General features: G+C 72.4%; 18 protein-coding genes. 9 read left to right on the forward strand and 9 right to left on the reverse strand.

From position 1 onward, the window contains the following. Positions 1-4 precede the first annotated feature (4 nt). Entirely contained in the window at positions 5-514 is a 510-nt protein-coding gene (locus tag AB0H12_RS07805; RefSeq protein WP_499621608.1) for a hypothetical protein, read from the forward strand. Here AB0H12_RS07805 and AB0H12_RS07810 read toward each other — a convergent pair. Both AB0H12_RS07810 and AB0H12_RS07815 read right to left on the reverse strand, forming a co-directional pair. Beyond that, the gene (locus AB0H12_RS07810; protein WP_499621609.1) at positions 483-2498 is read right to left on the reverse strand and encodes an NACHT domain-containing protein; all 2016 of its coding nucleotides are present in this window, start codon (positions 2496-2498) and stop codon (positions 483-485) included. The genes AB0H12_RS07805 and AB0H12_RS07810 overlap by 32 nt on opposite strands. 127 nt (positions 2499-2625) lie before the next feature. Beyond that, the gene (locus AB0H12_RS07815; protein ID WP_499621611.1) at positions 2626-3426 is read right to left on the reverse strand and encodes an alpha/beta fold hydrolase; all 801 of its coding nucleotides are present in this window, start codon (positions 3424-3426) and stop codon (positions 2626-2628) included. A gap of 91 nt (positions 3427-3517) precedes the next feature. On the opposite strand from AB0H12_RS07815, the gene AB0H12_RS07820 reads away from it, so the two are divergent. Further along, complete coding sequence (locus tag AB0H12_RS07820) at positions 3518-3901, forward strand: RidA family protein (RefSeq protein WP_499621612.1); 384 nt, start codon at positions 3518-3520, stop codon at positions 3899-3901. Between the two features lie 70 nt (positions 3902-3971). Further along, complete coding sequence (locus tag AB0H12_RS07825) at positions 3972-5210, forward strand: MFS transporter (RefSeq protein ID WP_499621613.1); 1239 nt, start codon at positions 3972-3974, stop codon at positions 5208-5210. On the opposite strand, the gene AB0H12_RS07830 is transcribed toward AB0H12_RS07825, so the two are convergent. Next, positions 5211-5630 carry a CoA-binding protein gene (locus tag AB0H12_RS07830; RefSeq protein WP_499621614.1) on the reverse strand — a complete coding sequence of 140 codons (420 nt, stop codon included), beginning with the start codon at positions 5628-5630 and terminating at the stop codon, positions 5211-5213. It abuts the gene before it with no gap. Between the two features lie 91 nt (positions 5631-5721). On the opposite strand from AB0H12_RS07830, the gene AB0H12_RS07835 reads away from it, so the two are divergent. After that, on the forward strand, positions 5722-7002 hold the full coding sequence (locus AB0H12_RS07835; protein WP_499621615.1) for a phosphoinositide-specific phospholipase C-related protein: 1281 nt from the start codon (positions 5722-5724) through the stop codon (positions 7000-7002). Here AB0H12_RS07835 and AB0H12_RS07840 read toward each other — a convergent pair. The 6 genes from AB0H12_RS07840 to AB0H12_RS07865 are packed head-to-tail and all read right to left on the reverse strand — an operon-like array spanning position 6999 to position 13770. Further along, positions 6999-7835 carry a S1 family peptidase gene (locus tag AB0H12_RS07840; RefSeq protein ID WP_499621617.1) on the reverse strand — a complete coding sequence of 279 codons (837 nt, stop codon included), beginning with the start codon at positions 7833-7835 and terminating at the stop codon, positions 6999-7001. The two genes, AB0H12_RS07835 and AB0H12_RS07840, sit on opposite strands and share 4 nt — an antisense overlap. Positions 7836-7878: 43 nt before the next feature. Beyond that, the gene (locus AB0H12_RS07845) at positions 7879-8964 is read right to left on the reverse strand and encodes a CaiB/BaiF CoA transferase family protein (protein ID WP_499621618.1); all 1086 of its coding nucleotides are present in this window, start codon (positions 8962-8964) and stop codon (positions 7879-7881) included. Between the two features lie 7 nt (positions 8965-8971). Next, entirely contained in the window at positions 8972-10072 is a 1101-nt protein-coding gene (locus tag AB0H12_RS07850) for an NAD(P)/FAD-dependent oxidoreductase (RefSeq protein WP_499621795.1), read from the reverse strand. 34 nt (positions 10073-10106) lie between these two features. Next, positions 10107-11609 carry an aldehyde dehydrogenase family protein gene (locus AB0H12_RS07855; protein WP_499621619.1) on the reverse strand — a complete coding sequence of 501 codons (1503 nt, stop codon included), beginning with the start codon at positions 11607-11609 and terminating at the stop codon, positions 10107-10109. A gap of 57 nt (positions 11610-11666) precedes the next feature. Then, positions 11667-12176 carry a DinB family protein gene (locus tag AB0H12_RS07860; protein ID WP_499621620.1) on the reverse strand — a complete coding sequence of 170 codons (510 nt, stop codon included), beginning with the start codon at positions 12174-12176 and terminating at the stop codon, positions 11667-11669. A gap of 10 nt (positions 12177-12186) precedes the next feature. After that, entirely contained in the window at positions 12187-13770 is a 1584-nt protein-coding gene (locus AB0H12_RS07865) for a thiamine pyrophosphate-binding protein (protein ID WP_499621621.1), read from the reverse strand. A gap of 221 nt (positions 13771-13991) precedes the next feature. On the opposite strand from AB0H12_RS07865, the gene AB0H12_RS07870 reads away from it, so the two are divergent. The 5 genes from AB0H12_RS07870 to AB0H12_RS07890 all read left to right on the forward strand — a co-directional run bounded on the left by AB0H12_RS07870 (position 13992) and on the right by AB0H12_RS07890 (position 19476). Then, a complete protein-coding gene (locus AB0H12_RS07870; protein ID WP_499621622.1) occupies positions 13992-14954 on the forward strand; it encodes a hypothetical protein in 963 nt (320 codons plus the stop codon). 206 nt (positions 14955-15160) lie between these two features. Further along, positions 15161-15766 carry an ANTAR domain-containing response regulator gene (locus tag AB0H12_RS07875; RefSeq protein WP_073888656.1) on the forward strand — a complete coding sequence of 202 codons (606 nt, stop codon included), beginning with the start codon at positions 15161-15163 and terminating at the stop codon, positions 15764-15766. Positions 15767-16044: 278 nt separating this feature from the next. After that, a complete protein-coding gene (locus tag AB0H12_RS07880) occupies positions 16045-17220 on the forward strand; it encodes a branched-chain amino acid ABC transporter substrate-binding protein (protein ID WP_499621623.1) in 1176 nt (391 codons plus the stop codon). 130 nt (positions 17221-17350) lie between these two features. Continuing rightward, entirely contained in the window at positions 17351-18313 is a 963-nt protein-coding gene (locus AB0H12_RS07885) for a branched-chain amino acid ABC transporter permease (protein ID WP_230566926.1), read from the forward strand. Next, on the forward strand, positions 18310-19476 hold the full coding sequence (locus AB0H12_RS07890) for a branched-chain amino acid ABC transporter permease (RefSeq protein WP_499621625.1): 1167 nt from the start codon (positions 18310-18312) through the stop codon (positions 19474-19476). Before AB0H12_RS07885 ends, AB0H12_RS07890 begins: the two co-directional genes overlap by 4 nt. Positions 19477-19501 lie beyond the last annotated feature (25 nt).

Genomic DNA, 19501 nt, shown 5'->3' on the forward strand with positions numbered 1-19501 from the left:
CGCCATGGAAGCCGTGAAGACCACCAGGACCGTGAAGTCGGCCAGGGCCGGGAACACCGCCAGGGCCGTGAACGGCCTGAAACCCCGGGCCCGCAAGACCTGGCTGCTGCTGCACGTCATCACGTCCGTGGGCTGGCTCGGCGTCACGACCGGGATGCTCGTGCTCGCGCTGGCGGCGTTCGACGCGCCGCAGCTCTACCCGGCGATGGAGCTGCTCGGCGACCTGGTCGTGTTACCGCTGGCGCTGGGCGCGCTGGTCACCGGCGTGGTGCTGTCGCTCGGCACGAAGTGGGGCCTGGTGAGGCACCGGTGGGTGCTGGTGAAGTTCGTGCTGACCGTCATCGCGGTCATCGCCACGACGTTCTCGCTGCGCTCGGGCCTGCACGAGGCGGCGGACGGCGTCGTCGCGGCGGGTGGCGACGTGCTGGTGGCGGCGTGCGTGTCGTTGGCGCTGTACACGTTCAACACCGTGCTGTCGGTGTTCAAGCCGTGGGGTCGGACCCGGTGGGGCTGAGCTCGGCGCGCCTGCGCTCGACGTTCGACGCCAGCTCGACCGGGTCGCACTCGGCGAGGTGGTCGCGGACCAGGTCGTGCGGGAACCGGTGCTCGTCCACCAGCAGCACCCGGTCGCGCGCGGACTGCAGGATCGCCTTGCGCCGCAACGGGAACTCGTCCAGCGCGAGCGGCCGGGCGAGCAGCTCGGCGATCAGGTGGTACGGCCGGTTCGCGATCGGCGTGACGGCCAGCCCGACCAGCAGCCCGGTCACCGCGCCCAACGCCGACAGTCGGACGTCCGCGCCCGCGAGCGCCGCGAACCCCACCCCGACCGCGCCCGCCGCGGGCAGCCAGCGCAGGCCGGCGGCCGGCCGGACCCGCACCCCGGACCAGACCTCACGCAGGCCGCCGACGAACGCGCCCGCCAGCGCGCCCGTGCCGAGCCCGATGCCCAGCCCGGCCGCCAACTCCGCCGACGGTCCCGTCACCACCATCACGCCGGCGGGCACGAGCGCGCACGCCACGGCCCAGTACCGGTCACGGGTGTTGCCGTACGCGACGAGCAACGCGACCACGACGACCAGCCCGTACCCGACCGCCGCGGGCCACCGCGCGACCTGCGTGCCGATCACCCCGCCGAGCACCGACACCCCGCCGGTCGCCAACGCGCCGGCGACGAAACCCGTTGCCGCCCAGACGTTCCCCCGGCTCGGGTCACCACGCGTCACCCGGAAAGCGCTGTGCGGCACGAAGACCGTGGCCACGGCGGCGACCGCGGCCGTCACCAGGCCGAGCCGCACGCCCACCACGAAGCACGACGCCGCCGCCCCGCCCGCCAACGCGCCCGGCGCGGCCCGCCGGAACAGCCGCCACACCGCCTCCGGACCGACGAAGTCCAGCCACACGTGCCGCGGCGGCAGCCGCGATCGCGCCAGCAGGTCGCGCTTGCGCGTCGCGATGCGGGCCAGGAACCGCAACGCGCGCACCGTCCGCTCCGGACGCGTCGCACCCCGTGCGGCCGACTCCACCACGTAGGTGTCCAGCACACCCCGGTACTCCGCCCGCCCGGCCCGGTAAGCCAACGCCAGCAGGCCGAACGCGAGCGGCGTGCGCAGCTCGTCCCACAGGTCCGGGTTCTTCTCCAGCTCGTCGTGCAGGCCGTCCAGCCGCGGACCGCACGCGGCGATCAGCTCCTGCACCACGGTGCGGGACAACGGTTCCACCTGGACGACGTCGTACCGGGGCAGGTGCTCGTACTCGTCGCTCGCGGTGCACAGCACGACCTGCGGCACGTTCAGCGCGGTGATCCAGGCCAGGCACTCGACCCGGTCGGCGGGCGCCAGCTCGTCCAACCCGTCGAACAGCAGCACGAGGTTGCGCTCCCGCAGCCACGCCCGTCCGACCCGCGCCGCGATCCGGTACCGGTCGGCGAGCACGCGCAGCAGCCACGCGCCGAAATCGTCGTCACGCCGCCAACCACCGAGGTCCACGACCACCGGTATCGGCCGGACCGGGTCGAGCGCGGCCCGCGCCAGCAACGCCTCGGCCAGCTCCAGCAGCAACGTCGTCTTGCCCGCGCCCGCCTCGCCGGCCACGATCACCGGGTGGCGCACGCGCGTCGACAGGCGCGGCCCGACCCTGGGCGCGACACCGAGCTTGAGCCGCAGCTGCTCGCCCAGCGACCCGTCCACCCGCGCCCGCACGAACCGCTCGACCCGGTCCAGCGCCGCCCGGCGGTTCGCGGGGTGCGCGGGCCGTCGTCGCACCAGCAGCGCGCTCAACCGGTCCCACGCCGCGAGGCACGCGGTGAGCGCGGACAGCACGATCAGCGCCGGCCACAGCCACCGCGCGTGCGGGCCGAGCACCGGCAGCGCCGACCCGCCGGTGGCGGCGTTGATCGCGACGGGGACGAGCACGAGGCACGTCACACCGCCGACCGCGGCCAGGGCGACCAGACGGGTGGTGCGGCCCAGCCGGGTCCAGCGGGCGCGTCGCGCATCCATCGGGCCTCCCACCAGGTCGCGATCGACGGTAACGGCGTTCGCGACGCGGGGGTAGGCGAGTTCCCGTGGTCGACCGGTCACCATCCGTGGTCACGTACTCCACAAACGGACGCCGGACGGCAGCGGTTCAGCCCTTGAGGAAGTCCACCAGGAGCCGGTTGACCGCGTCGGGCTGTTCGAGGAACCCGTAGTGGCCCGCGTCGGCCACCTCCTCGTACCGCGCCCCCGGGATGGCCTCGGCCACCTCGCGGGCCAGGTGGGCGGGCAGGACCCGGTCGTCGGCGAAGCCCACCACCAGGCACGGCACGGTGATGGCGCGGTAGGCGTCGAGCCGGTCGTCGAAGTCGTTCATCTCCATCTGCGCCCGCACGCCCTTGCTCACCGACGACCCGGTGAACTCGAACACGTCCAGCCAGTCGCGCGCGCCGACCGGGTCGCGCAGGGTCGCGGGAGAGAGGTTCAGCACCGCGTTCACCGCCGCGTAGTACCGCGAGGGCAGCGTGATCCCCTGGTCGTGCAGCGCGCGCTCGCCGTGCGACAACGCCAACTGCACCGGGTCCTTGCGGCCGGCGGTCGCCAGCATCACGGCCTTGGCCACCAGGTCCGGCCGGGCCAGCGCGAGCTCCTGCGTCACCCGCGCGCCCATGGACGTGCCGACCACGTGCGCCCGACCGCCGAGCGACTCGATCAACGCCGCCACGTCGCCGACCAGGTCCTCGATCACCATCCCGGACGCGCACTCGTCCGTCGGCGGGATGCCCCGGTTGTCGAGGGTCGCCACCCGGAAACCGGCCTCCCGCAGCGCGGGCGCCTGGTGCGCGTGCCACACCCGGCCCGGGCTGCCGGTGCCCATCACCATCACGACGAGGTCGCCCTCGCCCTGCACGTGGTAGCTGAGGTTGATCCCGTTGAGCGCGACGACCGGCATGGCCCGCAGGTTACTGACCGGGTCCGCACGGCGGCCATCGCCGCGCGGAAACAGCTTCGAGGTCGGCCGGAGCACGACATAGGTTGATCCCATGAGACGAGCGATCCTGTCGGGTTCCCCGTTCGAAGAGCAGATCGGCTACGCGCGCGCGGTGGTCGACGGCGACTGGGTGCACGTCTCCGGCACCACCGGTTTCGACTACACCACCATGACCATCTCCGACGACGTGGTGGCGCAGGCGGAGCAGTGCCTGGCCAACATCGGTGCGGCGCTGGCCGAGGCGGAGAGCGGCTTCGCCGACGTGGTGCGGGTGACGTACTACCTGCCCGACGCCAAGGACTTCGAGCCGTGCTGGCCGGTGTTGCGCGCGGCGTTCGGGGAGGTGCGCCCGGCCGCGACGATGCTGGAGTGCGGCCTGTCCGACCCGAGGATGCGCATCGAGATCGAGGTCACCGCGCACCGCCGGGCCCGCTAGCCGCGGGTGTGTGCCGGCTCACGCCGCCGTGGATTGAAAGTGACACCGGTGTGAGGTTCGACCATGCGGTATGCGATTCACCGCGCCCCGATCCGACACCGCGCCCCGATCCGACACCGCCGCTCGTGACGACACCGCGCCACCGACCGGGGCCGGGAGGCTGCCGCTGCGGCCCCTGCTCGCGTTGGCCACGGCCGCGTTCATCACGGTCCTGACCGAAGCCCTGCCGGCCGGCGTGCTGCGCGGCATGAGCGCCGGTCTCGGCGTGAGCGAGTCCGCGACCGGCCAACTGGTCACCGTCTACGCGATCGGCACGGTGGCGGCGGCGATCCCGCTGTCCGCCGCCACCTCGACCTGGCCGCGCAAGCGCTTGCTGCTGGCCGGGGTGGCGGGGTTCGCGGTCGGCAACACCGTCACCGCCGTCTCCTCGGCCTTCCCGGTCACCCTGGCCGCCCGGTTCGTCGCCGGCGTGGCCGCGGGCGTGGTGTGGGCGCTGCTGGCCGGGTACGCCCGCCGCGTCGCGCCCGACCACCTGCGCGGCAAGGCCACCGCGCTGGTCATGGCCGGCATCCCGGTCGCGCTGTCGCTCGGCGTGCCCGCGGGCACGTTCCTCGGCGGCGCGCTCGGCTGGCGTGCCGCGTTCTGGGCGATGACGGCGCTGGCCGTGGCGCTGATCGCCTGGGTGGCGGCCGTGGTGCCGGACCGGCCCGGTCAGCCGCGCGGCGGCCGGATCCCGGTCGCGCGGACGCTCGCCCTGCCCGGTGTGGCGCCGGTCCTGGCGGTGACGCTGGTGTTCGTGCTCGCGCACACGATCCTCTACACCTACATCGCCGCGTACCTGGCGCGGCTCGGCCTGGCCGACCGGGTCGACGCGGTGCTGCTCGTGTTCGGCGTGGCGTCGGTGGCGGGCATCTGGGTCGTCGGCGCGCACATCGACCGCCGCCTGCGCGCCCTGATGATCGCCGCCGCCGTGCTGTTCGCCGTCGCGGTCACCGCGTTGGCCGTCGACCTGGCCGTCGCGCCCCTGGTCTACGTCGCGGTGGCGTTGTGGGGCTTGGGGTTCGGCGGTGTGCCGACGCTGCTCACGACGGCGGCCGGCGACGCGGGCGGCGAGGCCGCGGACTCCGCGCAGGCCCTGCTGGTCACGTTGTGGAACGCGGCCATGGCGGGCGGCGGCGTCGCGGGCGGCCTGCTGCTCGACCGGCTCGGCGCGGGCTCGTTGCCGTGGAGCGCGCTGGTGCTCCTCGTGCCCGCCCTCACCGTGGTCGTCGCCGCCCGCGCGCACGGGTTCCCCGCGGCCCGGCGGTGATCAGCGCGGCCCGTGCTCGGACCACTCGATGGCGGGGCAGCGGTCCATGACCACGTCCAGTCCCGCCGCCGTGGCCCGCTCGTACGCCGCCTCGTCCACCACGTCGAGCTGGAACCACACCGCCTTCGCGCCGATCGCCACCGCCTCGTCGGCGAACGCGCCCGCCGCCTCGGACCGGCGGAACACGTCGACCACGTCGACCGGGAACGGGATGTCGGCCAGGGTCGCGTAGCCCTGCTCGCCGTGCACGGTCGGCGCGTCCGGGTGCACGGGCACGATCCGCTTGCCGCGCTGCTGGAGGAACTTCGCCACGCCGTGCGCGGCGCGGTGCGGGTGGTCGGCCAGCCCCACCACGGCCCACGTCTCCCCGGCGGCGAGGACGCGGCGGATCTTGTCGGGGTCTCCCCACGGTTCGGTCATGGCACCAGCGTAGGACGGGCTGACGTGAAGAGCTTTCGCGTTTAACCTGTGGAACTGTCCGCCGCCGCGGAGCCTTCGAGAGGACTTCTTGATGCGCGCCACCCGATCAGTCCTGATCGCCACGCTCGTCGCCTCCCTGATGACACCGCTCACCGCTCAAGCCGCACCCGCCGACGGCGTCTACTACGTGCAAAGCGTCACCACCGGTCTGAACGCCGGCGTGTCCGGGACGTCCGTGCTCCAACGGCGGCCCAAGGGCGACGAGGACCGCCAGCAGTGGACCCTCGCCGGCCGCACGCTGCGCGAGGGCGCGCAGTGCCTGGGCCGCCAGGGCGACCGGGCCGTGATGTCGTCCTGCGACAGCGCCGACGCGCAGTGGGACGTGCTGCCCGACGGCGATCGCCACCGGCTCGAGGTGCCCGGCGACGACCGCCACCTGATCGCCGCCGGCACGGACCAGGTGCGGATCGGCGCGGGAGCCGACCTCTGGTACCTCACCCCGGTGTCACCCCGCCGGGCGCCAGTCCCGCCGGAGGGTCAGCGGCGGTTGGACCAGGTCACCTTCCTCACCGCGCACAACGCCTACGCCAACGGCGTGGACGGCGGTTTCGCCCCGCCGTTCGCCAACCTCGCGCCCAACCAGGCCCGCGGCATCGAGCAGCAGCTCCGGGACGGTGTGCGCGGGTTCCAGCTCGACGTCCACCAGACCCCGGACGGCGCGATCCTGTGCCACAACAGCTGCACGTTCGTCAGCCGACCGGTGGCGCTGTGGGTGGACGTGCAGCGGGTCGTGGACTTCCTCGAACGCAACCCGACCGAGTTCGTCACGATCTTCCTGGAGGACTACGTCCCCGCGGCGGTGCTGCGCGCCGAGCTCGCCCGCGTCGACGGCCTGGCGACCCTGCTCTTCCGCCCGGACCAGGCGGGCGTGCGGACGAACGGCTGGCCGACCCTGGACGCGCTGCGCGCCGGCGACAAGCGGTTGATGATCTTCACCGACCGCGGCCGGTCCGGCGACTCGCCGCAGCGCGACACGTTCGGCGTGATGTACCAGTCGGAGTGGACGGTGGAGAACCACTGGTCGATGGGCTCGGGCCTGGGCACGTCGGACTGGTCCTGCTTCAGCCGCTGGACCACGCCCCTCACCCGCACCGAGCCCGGCTTCCGGCCGCTGTTCGTGATGAACCACTTCCGGGACGTCCCGATCACCGGCACCGCGACCACCGACAACGGCAAGCTCGCCGACCGGGCCCGGCGGTTCTGCGAGCCCGCCGCCCGCAAGACCCCGACCTACCTGGCCGTGGACCACTACCACCTGGGCAACCCGATGGCCGCGGTCGCGGCGCTGTCCGGCGAGCGGTTCCAGCCCTAGGCCGCCGGACGCGGCAGCCCGCACCCGGGGGCGGTCAGGTCCACCCGGCCGCCCCCGGTCAGGCACGGCACGATCTGGTGGGTCTGCTGCGCGTACCCGATGCCCTGGCGCACGGTCACCTCACCGGACGGGTCGACCTCGCACGGGTTGTTGTCCGTGCACCGCTCGCCGTCCTCGTTGCCGGTGTTGTTGACCGCCACCACCTTGCCGGTGGCCACGTCCACCACGGGCGCGCCGGACGTGCCGCCCTTCGTGCGGCAGTCCTCGGTGTAGCGCATCGAGCCCAGCCAGGTCCAGCGGCCCTCGCGCAGCTGGTGCACGTAACCGTCTGCCCGGCACGAGTAGACCTGCCGCCAGTAGCCCGACACCACCTCGATGTCGATGCCCTCGCCGGGGTGCTCCGCCGACAGCTCCAGCGCACGGCCGCCCATCGCCTCGAGCTCTCCGTAGGTGGACGTGAGCCGGTACAGCGCGACGTCGGTGCGGTGCATCGTGGCGTAGACCAGCGTGGACGCGCGCAGCGTGGCGAGCGAGCCCTCGCCGGAGCGGTCGAGCAGCGTGAACTTCCGGTCCGTCGGCACGTCGACCACGACCTCTTCGGGCTCCATGAACTTCACGCAGTGCCCGTTCGTCATCACCAGCGCCGGGTCCGACGGCCGGTGCTCGGGCGGCCGGACCACCGCGCCCGAGCATCCCTTCAACGACACGACGCCGGTGAAGTCGAGCTCCGCGCGCACCGGGGCCGACGGCGCGGCGGACGCGGGCGCGGCGAAGGCGGGCGCGGCGGACACGGACAGCACGAGCGCGGCGAGCACCGCTACCAGGTGGCGCATGGGCGTTGATCCAATCAGCCGCCGCCGAACGGCGCACGCCCGTTCACCCGCTCGCGTCATCGCCGAGCTTCGGCGGCGGCAGCCGGTAGGTCGGCGGCGTCGCGGACATCCGGATCGGGTTCGACACCAGCTCCAGCCCGTCGACGTCCGCGGTGGGCCGCAGGCCGAGCGACTCGGCCAACGCGAACGCGCCGGCCAGGTCGTTCACCGGCCCGCACGGCACGCCGAGCGGCGTCAGCACCGCGGACCAGTGCGCCGCCGGGCGCGTCCGCAACCGCCCGGCCAGCAGCTCGGCCAACGCGTCCACGTGCGCGACCCGCAGCTCGTTCGTGGCGAACCGCGGGTCGGCCGGCAACCCCAGCGCGTCGCACAGCCGGGTGAACTGCCGGTCGTTGCCCACGGCCAGTGCCACCGGCCGGTCGGCCGTCGGGAACACCTCGTAGGGCGCGATCGACGGGTGCCGGTTGCCCAAGAGGCCGGGCACGACGCCGGCCAGCGCGTAACCCGCGCTCTGGTTGACCATGCTCGACAGCAGCACGGACAACAGGTCGACCTCCACCAGCTGGCCCTCGCCGGTCGCGTCGCGGTGCCGCAGCGCGGCGAGGATGCCCACCGCCGCGTGCACCCCGGTCAGCACGTCCACCAACGCGACACCGACCTTGGTCGGCTCGTCCGCGCCGGTCACGCTCATCAGCCCGCCGACCGCCTGCACCAGCAGGTCGTACCCCGGCAGGTCCGCGCCGCCACCCGCGCCGAACCCCGTGACCGAGCAGTAGACGAGGCGGGGGTGCTCCCGCGACAGCGCCTCGTAATCGAGGCCGAACTTCCGCATCGTGCCCGGCCGGAAGTTCTCCACCAGCACGTCCGCGCCCAGCGCCAGCTCGCGTGCCACCGCCCGGCCCTCCGCCGTCGCCAGGTCGAGCACCCGTGACCGCTTGTTCCGGTTCACCGAGAGGAAGTACGTGGCCTCGCCGCGCGCGTGCGGCGGGCCCCACGCCCGCGTCTCGTCGCCACGCGGGTGCTCCACCTTGACCACCTCGGCGCCCAGGTCGCCCAGCACCATCGTCGCGTACGGCGCGGCCAGCACCCGCCCGAAGTCCGCGATGACCACTCCGTCCAACGCGCCCACGTCACCCTCACACGATGTTCAGCTCGGGCCGGAGCCCCGCGGCGAACCGCGAGACGTCCAGCGCGGACACGTCCACCACCGGCGTGCGACCCAGCACCAGGTCGCGCAGCACCTCGCCGACCGCGGGCCCCTGGAGGAACCCGTGCCCGGAGAACCCCGTGGCGTAGAGGAAGCGGCTCACCTCGCGCGACTCGCCGATCAGCGCGTTGTGGTCCGGCGTCACCTCGTACAGCCCGGCCCACCCGCCGGTCACGCCGACGTCCAGCAACGAGGGCGCGCGCCTGCCGATCGCGTCCGCGAGCCGGGGCAGCCACTCGTCGGACCGGTCGAGGTGGAAACCGGGCTCCTGCGCGGGATCCGACATGCCCATCAGGAGCCCGGGGCCCTCGCGGTGGAAGTAGAACGTGCTGGCGAAGTCGATCGTGAAGGGCACCACGGGCGGCAGCCCCGGCACCGGCCCGGTGACCACCAGCTGCCGGCGCAGCGGCGTCACCGGCAGGTCGACCCCCGCGAGAGCGCCGACCCCGGCCGACCACGCGCCCGCCGCGCAGATCACCGCGCCGGTCGCGATCACGCCCCGGTCGGTCGCCACGGCGCGGATCTCGCCGCCGGACGTCGCGATCCCCGTCACGGTCGTGCCGGTCAGCAGCCGCGCGCCCAGCCGCCGCGCGGCCGTCGCGTAACCCAGGACCACCGACTCGGGCGTGCAGTGGCCGTCGTCGGGGGAGTAGGCGGCGGCGAGCAGCCCGTCGGTCGAGATCAGCGGCGACAGCCGGCGCGCCCGCGCGACGTCCAGCATCCGGCTCGGCACGCCCAACGCGTTCTGCGCCACCACGTTCCGCTCGAAGGCCGCCACGTGCTCCGGCTCGGACAGCAGGAAGAGGTAGCCGACGCGGCGCAGGTCGATCTCCTGGCCCGGCCTGGTCGGGAACCGCGCGAACGCCTCCAGGCTCCGCGCGCCCAGCCGGATGTTCACCTCGTCGGAGAACTGGGCCCTCACCCCGCCCGCCGCCTTGGCCGTCGAACCGGAGCCGAGCGCGTCCCGCTCCACCAGCACCACGTCCCGCACGCCGGCCTCGGCCAGGTGGAACGCCGCGCTCACGCCCATCACCCCGCCGCCGACGATGACGACGGACGCCCGGTCAGGCCAGCCGGAAGTCAAGGTCCGCCTCGATCGACGGCGTGTCCACCTGCGCCTTCTGCAACGCCCCCGAGCGGTCCCAGTTCATCGACTGCCACCGGGTGAACTGGTCGAGCACCCACGTGCCGGACTGCCGGGAACCGTTGCCCGACTTGCCGTTCCCGCCGAACGGCAGGTGCGCCTCCGCGCCGGAGGTCGAGTTGTTCACGCTCACCATGCCCGCGCCGATGCCCTCGCGGAACGCGAACGCCTTCGCCGGGTCCGTGGTGTAGATCGCGGACGACAGGCCGTAGCCGGGCAGGTTGCCGAGCTCGATCGCCTCGTCCAGCGCGCGGTAGGCGGTGACGCCGACGACCGGCCCGAACGTCTCGTGGCGGAACAGGTCGTCGTCCGGCCGGACACCGTCCACGATGACCGGGTGGTAGAACAGGCCGCGCTCCGGGTCGCCGCGGAAACCGTTGCGGGGGTTGGCGTTCGTGATCCGGCCCAACCCCGTCGAGCCGTGCGTGACGTGGTGGTCGCCGATCCAGCCGAGGTACTCCTCGAACCGCGCCGCGAACTTCCCGTCCAGCATCGGCCCGTACAGCACGTCCTCGTCGAACGGGTCGCCGACCACCGCCGTCCCGGCCGCCTCCGCGAACCGCCGCACGAACTCGCCGTGCACGTCCTCGTGCACGACCACCGTGCCCAACGACGTGCACCGCTGCCCGCCGGTGCCGAAGCCGGAGAACAACGCGCCCCGCACCGCCAGGTCCAGGTCGGCGTCCTCGGTGACCACCATCGGGTTCTTGCCGCCCAGCTCCAGGCACGGCGACTGGAGGTGCCGCCCGCACAGCTCGCCGAGCCGCGACCCCACCGCCGACGACCCGGTGAACGCGACCTTGTCCACCAGTCCCTGCCCGAGACCGGAGTCGAGCCCGCGGAAGGTCTCCTCGCCGTCCGCGAAGACGATCTCGAACACGCCCTCCGGCACGCCCGCGCGCATGACGACGTCGTAGAACGCCCGAGCGGACGCGGCCGAGTACTCGGCGGGCTTCCAGACCACCGAGTTGCCGCACAGCAGCGACGGCACGATGCTCCACGACGGCACCGCCACCGGGAAGTTGCCCGCCGTGACGACCACCGTGCCGCCGACCGGCTCGCGGAAGGTGAACAGCTGCTTGTCCGGCATCTCCGAGGGCACGGTGTGCCCGTACAGCCGGCGTCCCTCACCCGAGAAGAACGTGCACGTGTCCACGACCTCCCGCACCTCGCCGCGGGCTTCGGGCAGGGGCTTGCCGATCTCCCGGGTGACGATCCGCGCCAGCGCCTCGGCGTTGGCCTCGACCAACCGCCCGATGTTCGCCACCACCTGCCCCCGCACCGGCGCGGGCACCCGGGCCCACTCCCGCTGCGCCGACCGGGCCCGGCGGGCGGCGGCCACGAACTCCTCCGCCCCGACCAGGTCGACGCGCGTGACGACATCGGACAGGTCGGCGGGATTGGAGGACACGTAGGTCGTCATGCGCCCAGCGTCGTCCGGACCGCGCCACGTGCCAAGGGTCGATCGGCCGGAAGGGCGCTACTCGCCCTTCTGCCCGTCCGCCAGCTCGCGGAGGAAGTCCAGGTGGCCGACGTGCCTGCCGGTCTCCTGCACCAGGTGGGCTAGGACCCAACGCACGGTGCGGCCGATGCCGTCGTGGTCGCCCCTGGTGCGGTCGTCCGGGCCGAGGCCCTTGAGCGCGAAGGCCGACCGCTCCCACTCGGCGCGGTACTCGGCGATCACCGACTCCACCGTGTCGCCGTCGTGCAGGAGCCACGACGCGTCCGCGTCCTCGCCCCACAACGACGGCAGCTCGACGCCGCCCGCCTCGATCGACAGCCACCACCGCTCGACCGCGGTCAAGTGCCGCAGCACGCCGAGCGCGCTCACCACCGGTGACGTCGGGATCGGTGTCGCCGCAGCGTCCTCCCAGCTCAGGCCCTCCACCTTCGACACGGCGGTCAGCCGCAGGAAGGTCAGGAACTCGGTCAGCAGCCGCAGCTCGTCGTGGGCGTCCGCCGCGGGCCACACGCGTTCGTTCGAACTCATGTTCGACACCTTAGCTCCTGCGGTACCACCGCGGCGACGTGGTGACCGGTGGCTTCAACGCCGCCGCGCGCACCACCAGCACGTTGGGCCCCGACCGTGCCGCGTAGTCGTCCAGGCGCGACCGGAACTCGTCGCCGAAACCGTCCACGGCGGACGCCTCCACGCCGAAGCTGCCCGCCAGCGCCACGAAGTCCGGCGACCGCAGGTCGACCCCGAACGGCTCGTGGCCGGCCCGCGCCTGGTCGTGCCGCAGCATCCCGTAGCCGCCGTCGTCCACCAGCACCACGGTCACCGGCAGCTGCTCCTGCGCGGCCGTGGCCAGGTCGCCGACCGCGAACAGGAACCCGCCGTCGCCGCACACCGCCACCACCCGCCCGGTCACCGCGGCGCCCAGCGCGGCGGGGAAGCCGAAGCCGAGCGTGCCCCACCCCACCGGGTACGCCAGCCCGCGCGGCCGGGTGAACCGGCCGAACCCGCCGACCCAGTACCCGGCCACGCACATGTCGGCCACCACCCGGCGCCCCTCCATCGCCTCCAGCAGCGGCACCGCGCGCGGCTCGTCCGCCTCGACCGCCTTGCGCACCAGGTCGTTCAGCTCGGCCACCCGGGACGCGACCCCGGTGTCCGGGCGCGCGGGCACGGCGGCGGCCAGCGCCGAGACCACCATCCGCGCGTCGCCGCGCAACGTCACGTCGGGCCGGTAGGTGCGGATCGCCTCCACGTTCACGTTCAGCAGCCGGGGCGGCGCGGGTTGCAGCCAGTTCTGCGTCATCATCCCGTCGAAGTCGCTGCCCACCCCGATGACCAGGTCGGCCTCGTCCCACAGCGCGCCGACCTCCGGCAGGTGCGCCGGCCCCTGCACCACGTTCGGGTGGTCGACCAGCCCGCGCGCGCCGTACGTGGTGAGGATCGGCGCGCCGATGAGCGAGGCCAGCGCGCCCACCGCCGCACCCGCGCCCGACCGCGCGGCGCCGCCGCCGGCCCAGATCAGCGGGCGTTCGGCGGCGGCCACCAGCTCCACGCCCGGCGCGAGGTCCGGCACCGACGGCGCGCGGGTCGGGATGCGGTTCCACACACCGGCGTCCGCGGTGAGGAAGTCGGTCGGCACGCCCAGGTACACCGGGCCCTGGGGCGCGGTGGTGGCCAGCAGCGCCGCGCTGTCGGCGTAGACGCCGATCGACTCGGCGGTGCGCAGCGTCCACCCGCCCTTGACCACCGGCAGGAACATCGCCCGCTGGTCGCGCGTCTCGTGCAGGGTGCCCCGGTACTCGCCGGGACGGCGCAGCGTCGACGGGATGTCGGTGGCGATCACCAGCACCGGCGACCCGGACGCGTACGCCTCGCCGGTCGCGCCGAGGCAGTTCGCCGCGCCCGGACCGGTGGTCACCAGCGCGACGCCGAGCCTGCCGGTGGCGCGGGCGTAGCCGTCGGCCGCGTACACCGCCGTCTGCTCGTGCCGGACGCCGACCAGCCGGATGCCGGAGGTCCGCAGCGCCTCCCACACGGGCAGGTTGTGCGCGCCGGGCAGCCCGAACACGACCTCGACGCCGTGCGCGGCCAGCACGCCCAGCAACCGCTCCGCCCCGCTCACCATGCGCCAGACGCTAGGGACGCGACGCCTCGCGGGCAACGTTGCGCTATCGTCGGATACGGCGTGCGTGAGCAGACGTGAGGCTGGAGCCACTCCCCGGCAACGGGTGGCAGATCCGCCGCGGGGTGAGGGCACCCCTGCTCATGGAGTAGCACCGAAGACCGTTGACCGACGCTTGACGCGTCCTTGTCACGCCGGGCCGGGCGGCGGGAGCGAGGACTGCCATGGCGCGATCGTCGTTGACCGAACAGCTGGTCGACCTCCGCCGGAGCTACACCGGCGAGAACCTCACCCAGGCCGTGCCCGCGGTGAAAGCGGTGCTGCACGACCTGCCCGACGACCGCCGCGAACGCGTGGTCGACGCGTTGCGCGGCCAGGCCGACGTGCGCGGCCTGTTCCTGCCCGACGCCGACGAAGACGACCAGCGCGCGCTGGAGTGCGTGCTGCTGCGGGCGGGTCTGGACGCGGGCGGCCACCTGCAACTGCGCCCGCCGGCGAGCATGCTGCGCCCGGCGCACGCGTTCCGCGCCGTCGAGCCGGGCCGTCGCCCGCGCGTGCACCTCACCGAGCACGCCCTCGGGCCGCTGCTGTACGAGCTGCTGCCGCGCCACGACGAGTCGTGGGTGGCGGGCGTGCCGGGGCTGCGCGTCGTCCACCACCCGCGGTCGGTGGAGCTGCGGCTGGTCGGGCTCGACGCGGCGGTGCACCTCGCGGGCGTGGACGAGCGGGCCTGGGCGGACGGCCTGAAGTACGTGCGCACCCTGCTCAAGGGCCGCGGCATGGGCGGCACGTTCATCGACGGCCCGCTCACCGCGGTCGAGCGCGACCACCTGGCCGAGACGCCGTACCCGACGGGCGTCGGCAGCGCCGTGCTGCGCCGGTACCACCTGTTCAGCGCGGCGCCGTGGGTGCGCGCGCTGGCGCAGGGCGACCGGTGGTGGGTCGAGTGGCCCGCGAGCCTCGGCGTGCCCAAGGTCGCCGACCGGCTGCTGCACCCGGTGTTCGGCCTGCCCGACGCGGTGGAGGTGCCCAGCGTCGGCGGCGGCCTCGGCGTGTCCACCGGCTGGTACGACCTGTTCCTGCGGGAGGTCGACGGCCCGGACCCCGACCACGAGGAAGCGCTGGCCGCGATGGAGTGGCCGGAGGGCGTCACGGGGTGGTGGGAACCGCCGCAGGCCGTCAAGTGAGCGGACCTCCCCGGGCGGGTGACACCTGCCCGGGGAGGTGCTCACCCCCGGCGTTCGGTCGAGCGGAGGCGTCCGAACCGACGAAGTCGTCACCGGTGGCCGTGATCACGGCCCAACCGCGCGGACCGGGCGGTGCACGCCGGTAGACTGCGGTTTCGTCCGACGCGACCGCGTCGAGCCGCCGCCAGAGTGTCAGGAGGACCCCGGTGACCCAACAGGCTGCCGAGGCCCAGCCCGAGGTCGCGCCCCGGCGCGTGCTCGTGGCCGAGGACGAGGCCCTCATCCGCCTCGACCTGGTCGAGATGTTGCGCGAAGAGGGGTACGAGGTGGCCGGGCAGGCCGCCGACGGCGACGAGGCGGTCACGCTCGCCACCGAGCTGCGGCCCGACCTGGTGATCATGGACGTGAAGATGCCCAAGGTCGACGGCATCGAGGCCGCGTCGGTGATCGCGGGCAAGCGCATCGCGCCGGTCGTGATCCTCACCGCGTTCAGCCAGCGTGACCTGGTGGAGCGGGCGCGGGACGCGGGCGCCATGGCCTACCTGGTCAAGCCGTTCGCCAAGCGCGACCTGGTGCCCGCGATCGAGTTGGCGATGAGCCGGTTCGCGGAGCTGCAGGCGCTGGAGAACGAGGTCGCGGGCCTCACCGAGCGCCTGGAGACGCGCAAGGTCGTCGAACGCGCCAAGGGATTGCTGATGACCAAGCAGGGTCTGTCGGAGCCCGAGGCATTCCGCTGGGTGCAGCGCACCGCGATGGATCGGCGTACCACGATGAAGGCCGTGGCCGAAGCCGTCATCGAAAACTTCGGGTGACTATCCCCGCGAGTGATACACGTTCGAGTATCGGACGGACCGTCGGGTCATTCTCGGTTACTGCGCGCATTGACCTTGTGACCTGCGGCGATTTGAGCTGGATTTAAGGTGGTTAACGCCGGAGCATTTTCCGGTGACTACCGTCACGATGTGGACACAGAGCAGTAAGACCACCTGTTCAGCGAACTCAACTGAAGCTACGTTCCCTCCCTAACCCAAGCCCTCGTGTGAGGGCTCCGCCTACCGGCGGGATGGTTGGTGTCATGGGAGGTATTCCGGTGTCAGGAGCACGACTCGGCCGAGTTCTGGCGCTGGCGGCGGCTTCGTCGCTGGTGCTCGCGGCTTGTGCCGGAGGCGGCGGCAGTGGCGACGCGGGTGGCGACGTCACCTCGGTCAAGATCGGGTTCATGGGTGACCTCACCGGTGAGAACGCGGCGATCGTGATCCCGCCCCGGAACGGTGCGGTGATGGCGGTCGAGGAGTACAACGCCAAGAACCCCAAGGTCAAGATCGAGCTGGTGCAGTACGACAGCCAGGGCAAGGCTGACCAGGCCACCTCGTTGATCACGAAGGCCATCACGCAGGACAAGATCGTGGCCCTCATCGGCCCGGCCTTCTCCGGCGAGTCCAAGGCGATCGGCGGCCAGCTGGAGGAGGGCAAGATCCCCAGCGTCTCGCCGTCGGCCACGAACCCCGGTCTGGCCCAGAACGGCTGGACCTACTGGCACCGCGTCGTGGCGAACGACGCCGACCAGGGCCCGGGTATCGCGGACTTCCTGGTGAAGGCCAAGAGCCCGAAGAAGGCGTTCGTCCTGTCCGACGACCAGGAGTACAGCGTCGGCCTGGCCGACGCCGTCGCCCAGTCGTTCGAGAAGTCGAGCGTGACGGTCGAGCGCGACAAGTTCTCCAAGGACGCGTCCGACTACTCGTCCACGGTCACGAAGGTCGCCGCGGCGAACCCCGACGTGATCGTCTTCGGCGGGTACTACGCGCAGGCCGGCCGGCTGCTCAAGCAGCTGCGCGACGGCGGCGTCACGGCCACGTTCGCCTCCGGTGACGGCTCGCTCGACCAGCAGCTCGTGACCGGCGCGGGCACCGCGGCCGCCGAGGGCGCCGTCCTCGCCTGCCCGTGCAACATCCCGACGCCCGACGTGACCGGCGCGCTGAAGACGTTCTTCGACAACTACAAGAAGAGCGCCAACGTCGACCCCGCGATCTACGCGACCGAGGGCTACGACGCCGCGACGTCGTTCATCAAGGCCGTCGAGGCGGGCAACACCACCGGCGAGAAGATCAACGAGTTCCTGAAGACGGTCAGCTTCGAAGGCGTCTCCAAGCCGATCAAGTTCAAGGCGAACGGCGAGCCGGAGAACAACGCGATCTTCATCTACCAGGTCGTCGACGGCAAGGTGAAGCTGTTGGGTCCGGCGGAGGAAGCGAAGCTGGAAGGCTGATCCGGGAACGGATCAGGCAAGCGAGCTAGCGCGCTGGGGAGCGGGAGTGTCGTGCGAACGACAGTTCCCGCTCCCCGTCACTATGGCGAAGTTTCTTTCCTCCCCGCCCGTCCCGTGAGGCAAACCTGTCATGCTTGATGATTTCCTCAACCAGTTCCTGCCCAGTACGGTGGGCGGCCTGGTGTTCGGCTCCATCTACGCACTCGTCGCCCTCGGCTACACGATGGTCTACGGCGTGCTGCGTCTGATCAACTTCGCGCACTCCGAGATCTTCATGATCGGCACCTTCACGTCGCTCGTGGTGATCACGGCGATCGCGCCGGCGTCGCCGCTGACCGGGATCGCCCTGTTCGGCGTGATGCTGTTGATCATCGTGGCGTCCGCGGCGATCTCCGGCGGCGCCGCGATGCTGCTGGAGCTGGTGGCCTACCGGCCGCTGCGCAGAAAAGGTGCGACCAGGCTCACCGCGCTGATCTCCGCGATCGGCGCGTCGCTGTTCCTCCAGGAACTGTTCGCGCTGGTCATCATCCCCTGGTTGACCGGCAACGCCGGGCGCAACCAGCAGTCCTCGGCGCGCATCGTCGACCGCGACACGGTGTTCACCGTGGGCAACGCGGCCATCCGCATCGACCAGATCATCGTCGTGGTCGCCGCGGTCATCATGATGATCGCGCTCGACCGCCTGGTGAACCGGACCAAGATCGGTCGCGGCATCCGCGCCACGGCGCAGGACCCCGAAGCCGCCGTGCTCATGGGCGTCAGCATCGACAACATCGTGCGGGTGACGTTCCTGCTCGGTGGCGCGATGGCCGGCGTCGCGGGCGCGCTGTACCTGATGGAGTTCGAGAACACCGTCTTCAACGTCGGTTTCGTGCTCGGCATCAAGGCGTTCACCGCGGCCGTGCTCGGCGGTATCGGCAACCTGCGCGGCGCGCTGCTCGGCGGTATCGTGCTCGGCCTCATCGAGAACTGGGGCGCGATCTTCCTGGGTTCGGAGTGGAAGGACGTGATCGCGTTCACCGTGCTGGTGGTCGTGTTGATGTTCCGCCCGACCGGCATCCTCGGCGAATCCCTGCAGAAGGCCCGCGCATGAAAGGCAACGGAGTGACTGGCAACGCGAATCCGTTGAGGCGCGTCGGCGCCCTGTTCGACGGCGCACGCGACTGGTGGGAACGCGCCAAGACCTGGCAGCGGTTCGTCGTCTACCTCGGCGCGATCGTGTTCGCGCTGATCCTGCCCGCGCCCTGGATCGGCACGTTCATGTCGCCGGGCGCGGACTGGACCACGGTGCTGATCTACCCGATCGGCACCTACATCCTGCTGGCGATCGGCCTGAACGTGGTCGTCGGCCAAGCGGGCCTGCTCGACCTCGGTTTCGTCGCGTTCTTCGCCATCGGCGGCTACACGCTGGCCTACTTCGCCACCGAGCACGGCTGGTCGTACTGGCCGACGGTGGTGTTCGGCATCTTCCTGGCGGCGGTCTCGGGCGTCATCCTCGGCGCGCCGACGCTGCGGTTGCGCGGCGACTACCTGGCGATCGTGACGCTCGGCTTCGGCGAGATCATCCGCATCACCGCGAACAACACCGACGAGATCGGCGGCGCGCGCGGCATCCCCAACATCCCGCACCCGACGGACATGCCGGCCATCGGCCTGGACTTCGGCGTGCTGCCCGCGCCGTACTACTACCTGATGGTCGCCGCGATCGTGCTGGTGATCATCTTCTCGGTGCGGCTGCAGAAGAGCCGCGTCGGTCGCGCGTGGGCGGCGATCCGGGAGGACGAGGACGCGGCCGAGCTGATGGGCGTGCCGACGTTCAAGTTCAAGCTGCTCGCCTTCGCCATCGGCGCCATGATCGGCGGTCTGGCCGGCGGCATCTACGCGGGCAAGGCCGTGTTCATCGAGCCGGGCACCTTCCCGTTCATCCTGTCCGCGACCATCCTCGCCGCGGTCGTGCTCGGCGGCGCGGGCAACCTGCCCGGCGTCATGCTCGGCGCGTTCGTCATCGCCTGGCTGCCCGAGCGGTTCCGCGAGGTCGACTGGCTGAAGGAAGCGCTGGGCAAGGACCCGGCCGAGTACCGCATCCTGCTGTTCGGCGGCGTGCTGGTGCTGATGATGGCGTTGCGGCCGGAGGGCCTGCTGCCCTCCCGCAGGCGCAAGGCCGAACTGCACGAGGGCACCGGCGGCATGGGCACCATGGGTGCCGAGGTCGCGGGTCCGGACACCGATGTCTCGACGACGGAGGCGGCCAAGTGAGCACTCCCGTCCTTCAGCTGGACAA

This window comes from Actinosynnema sp. NPDC023794, from assembly GCF_040639675.1.
In the GTDB taxonomy this organism is placed as follows: Bacteria; Actinomycetota; Actinomycetes; order Mycobacteriales; family Pseudonocardiaceae; genus Actinosynnema; species Actinosynnema luteola.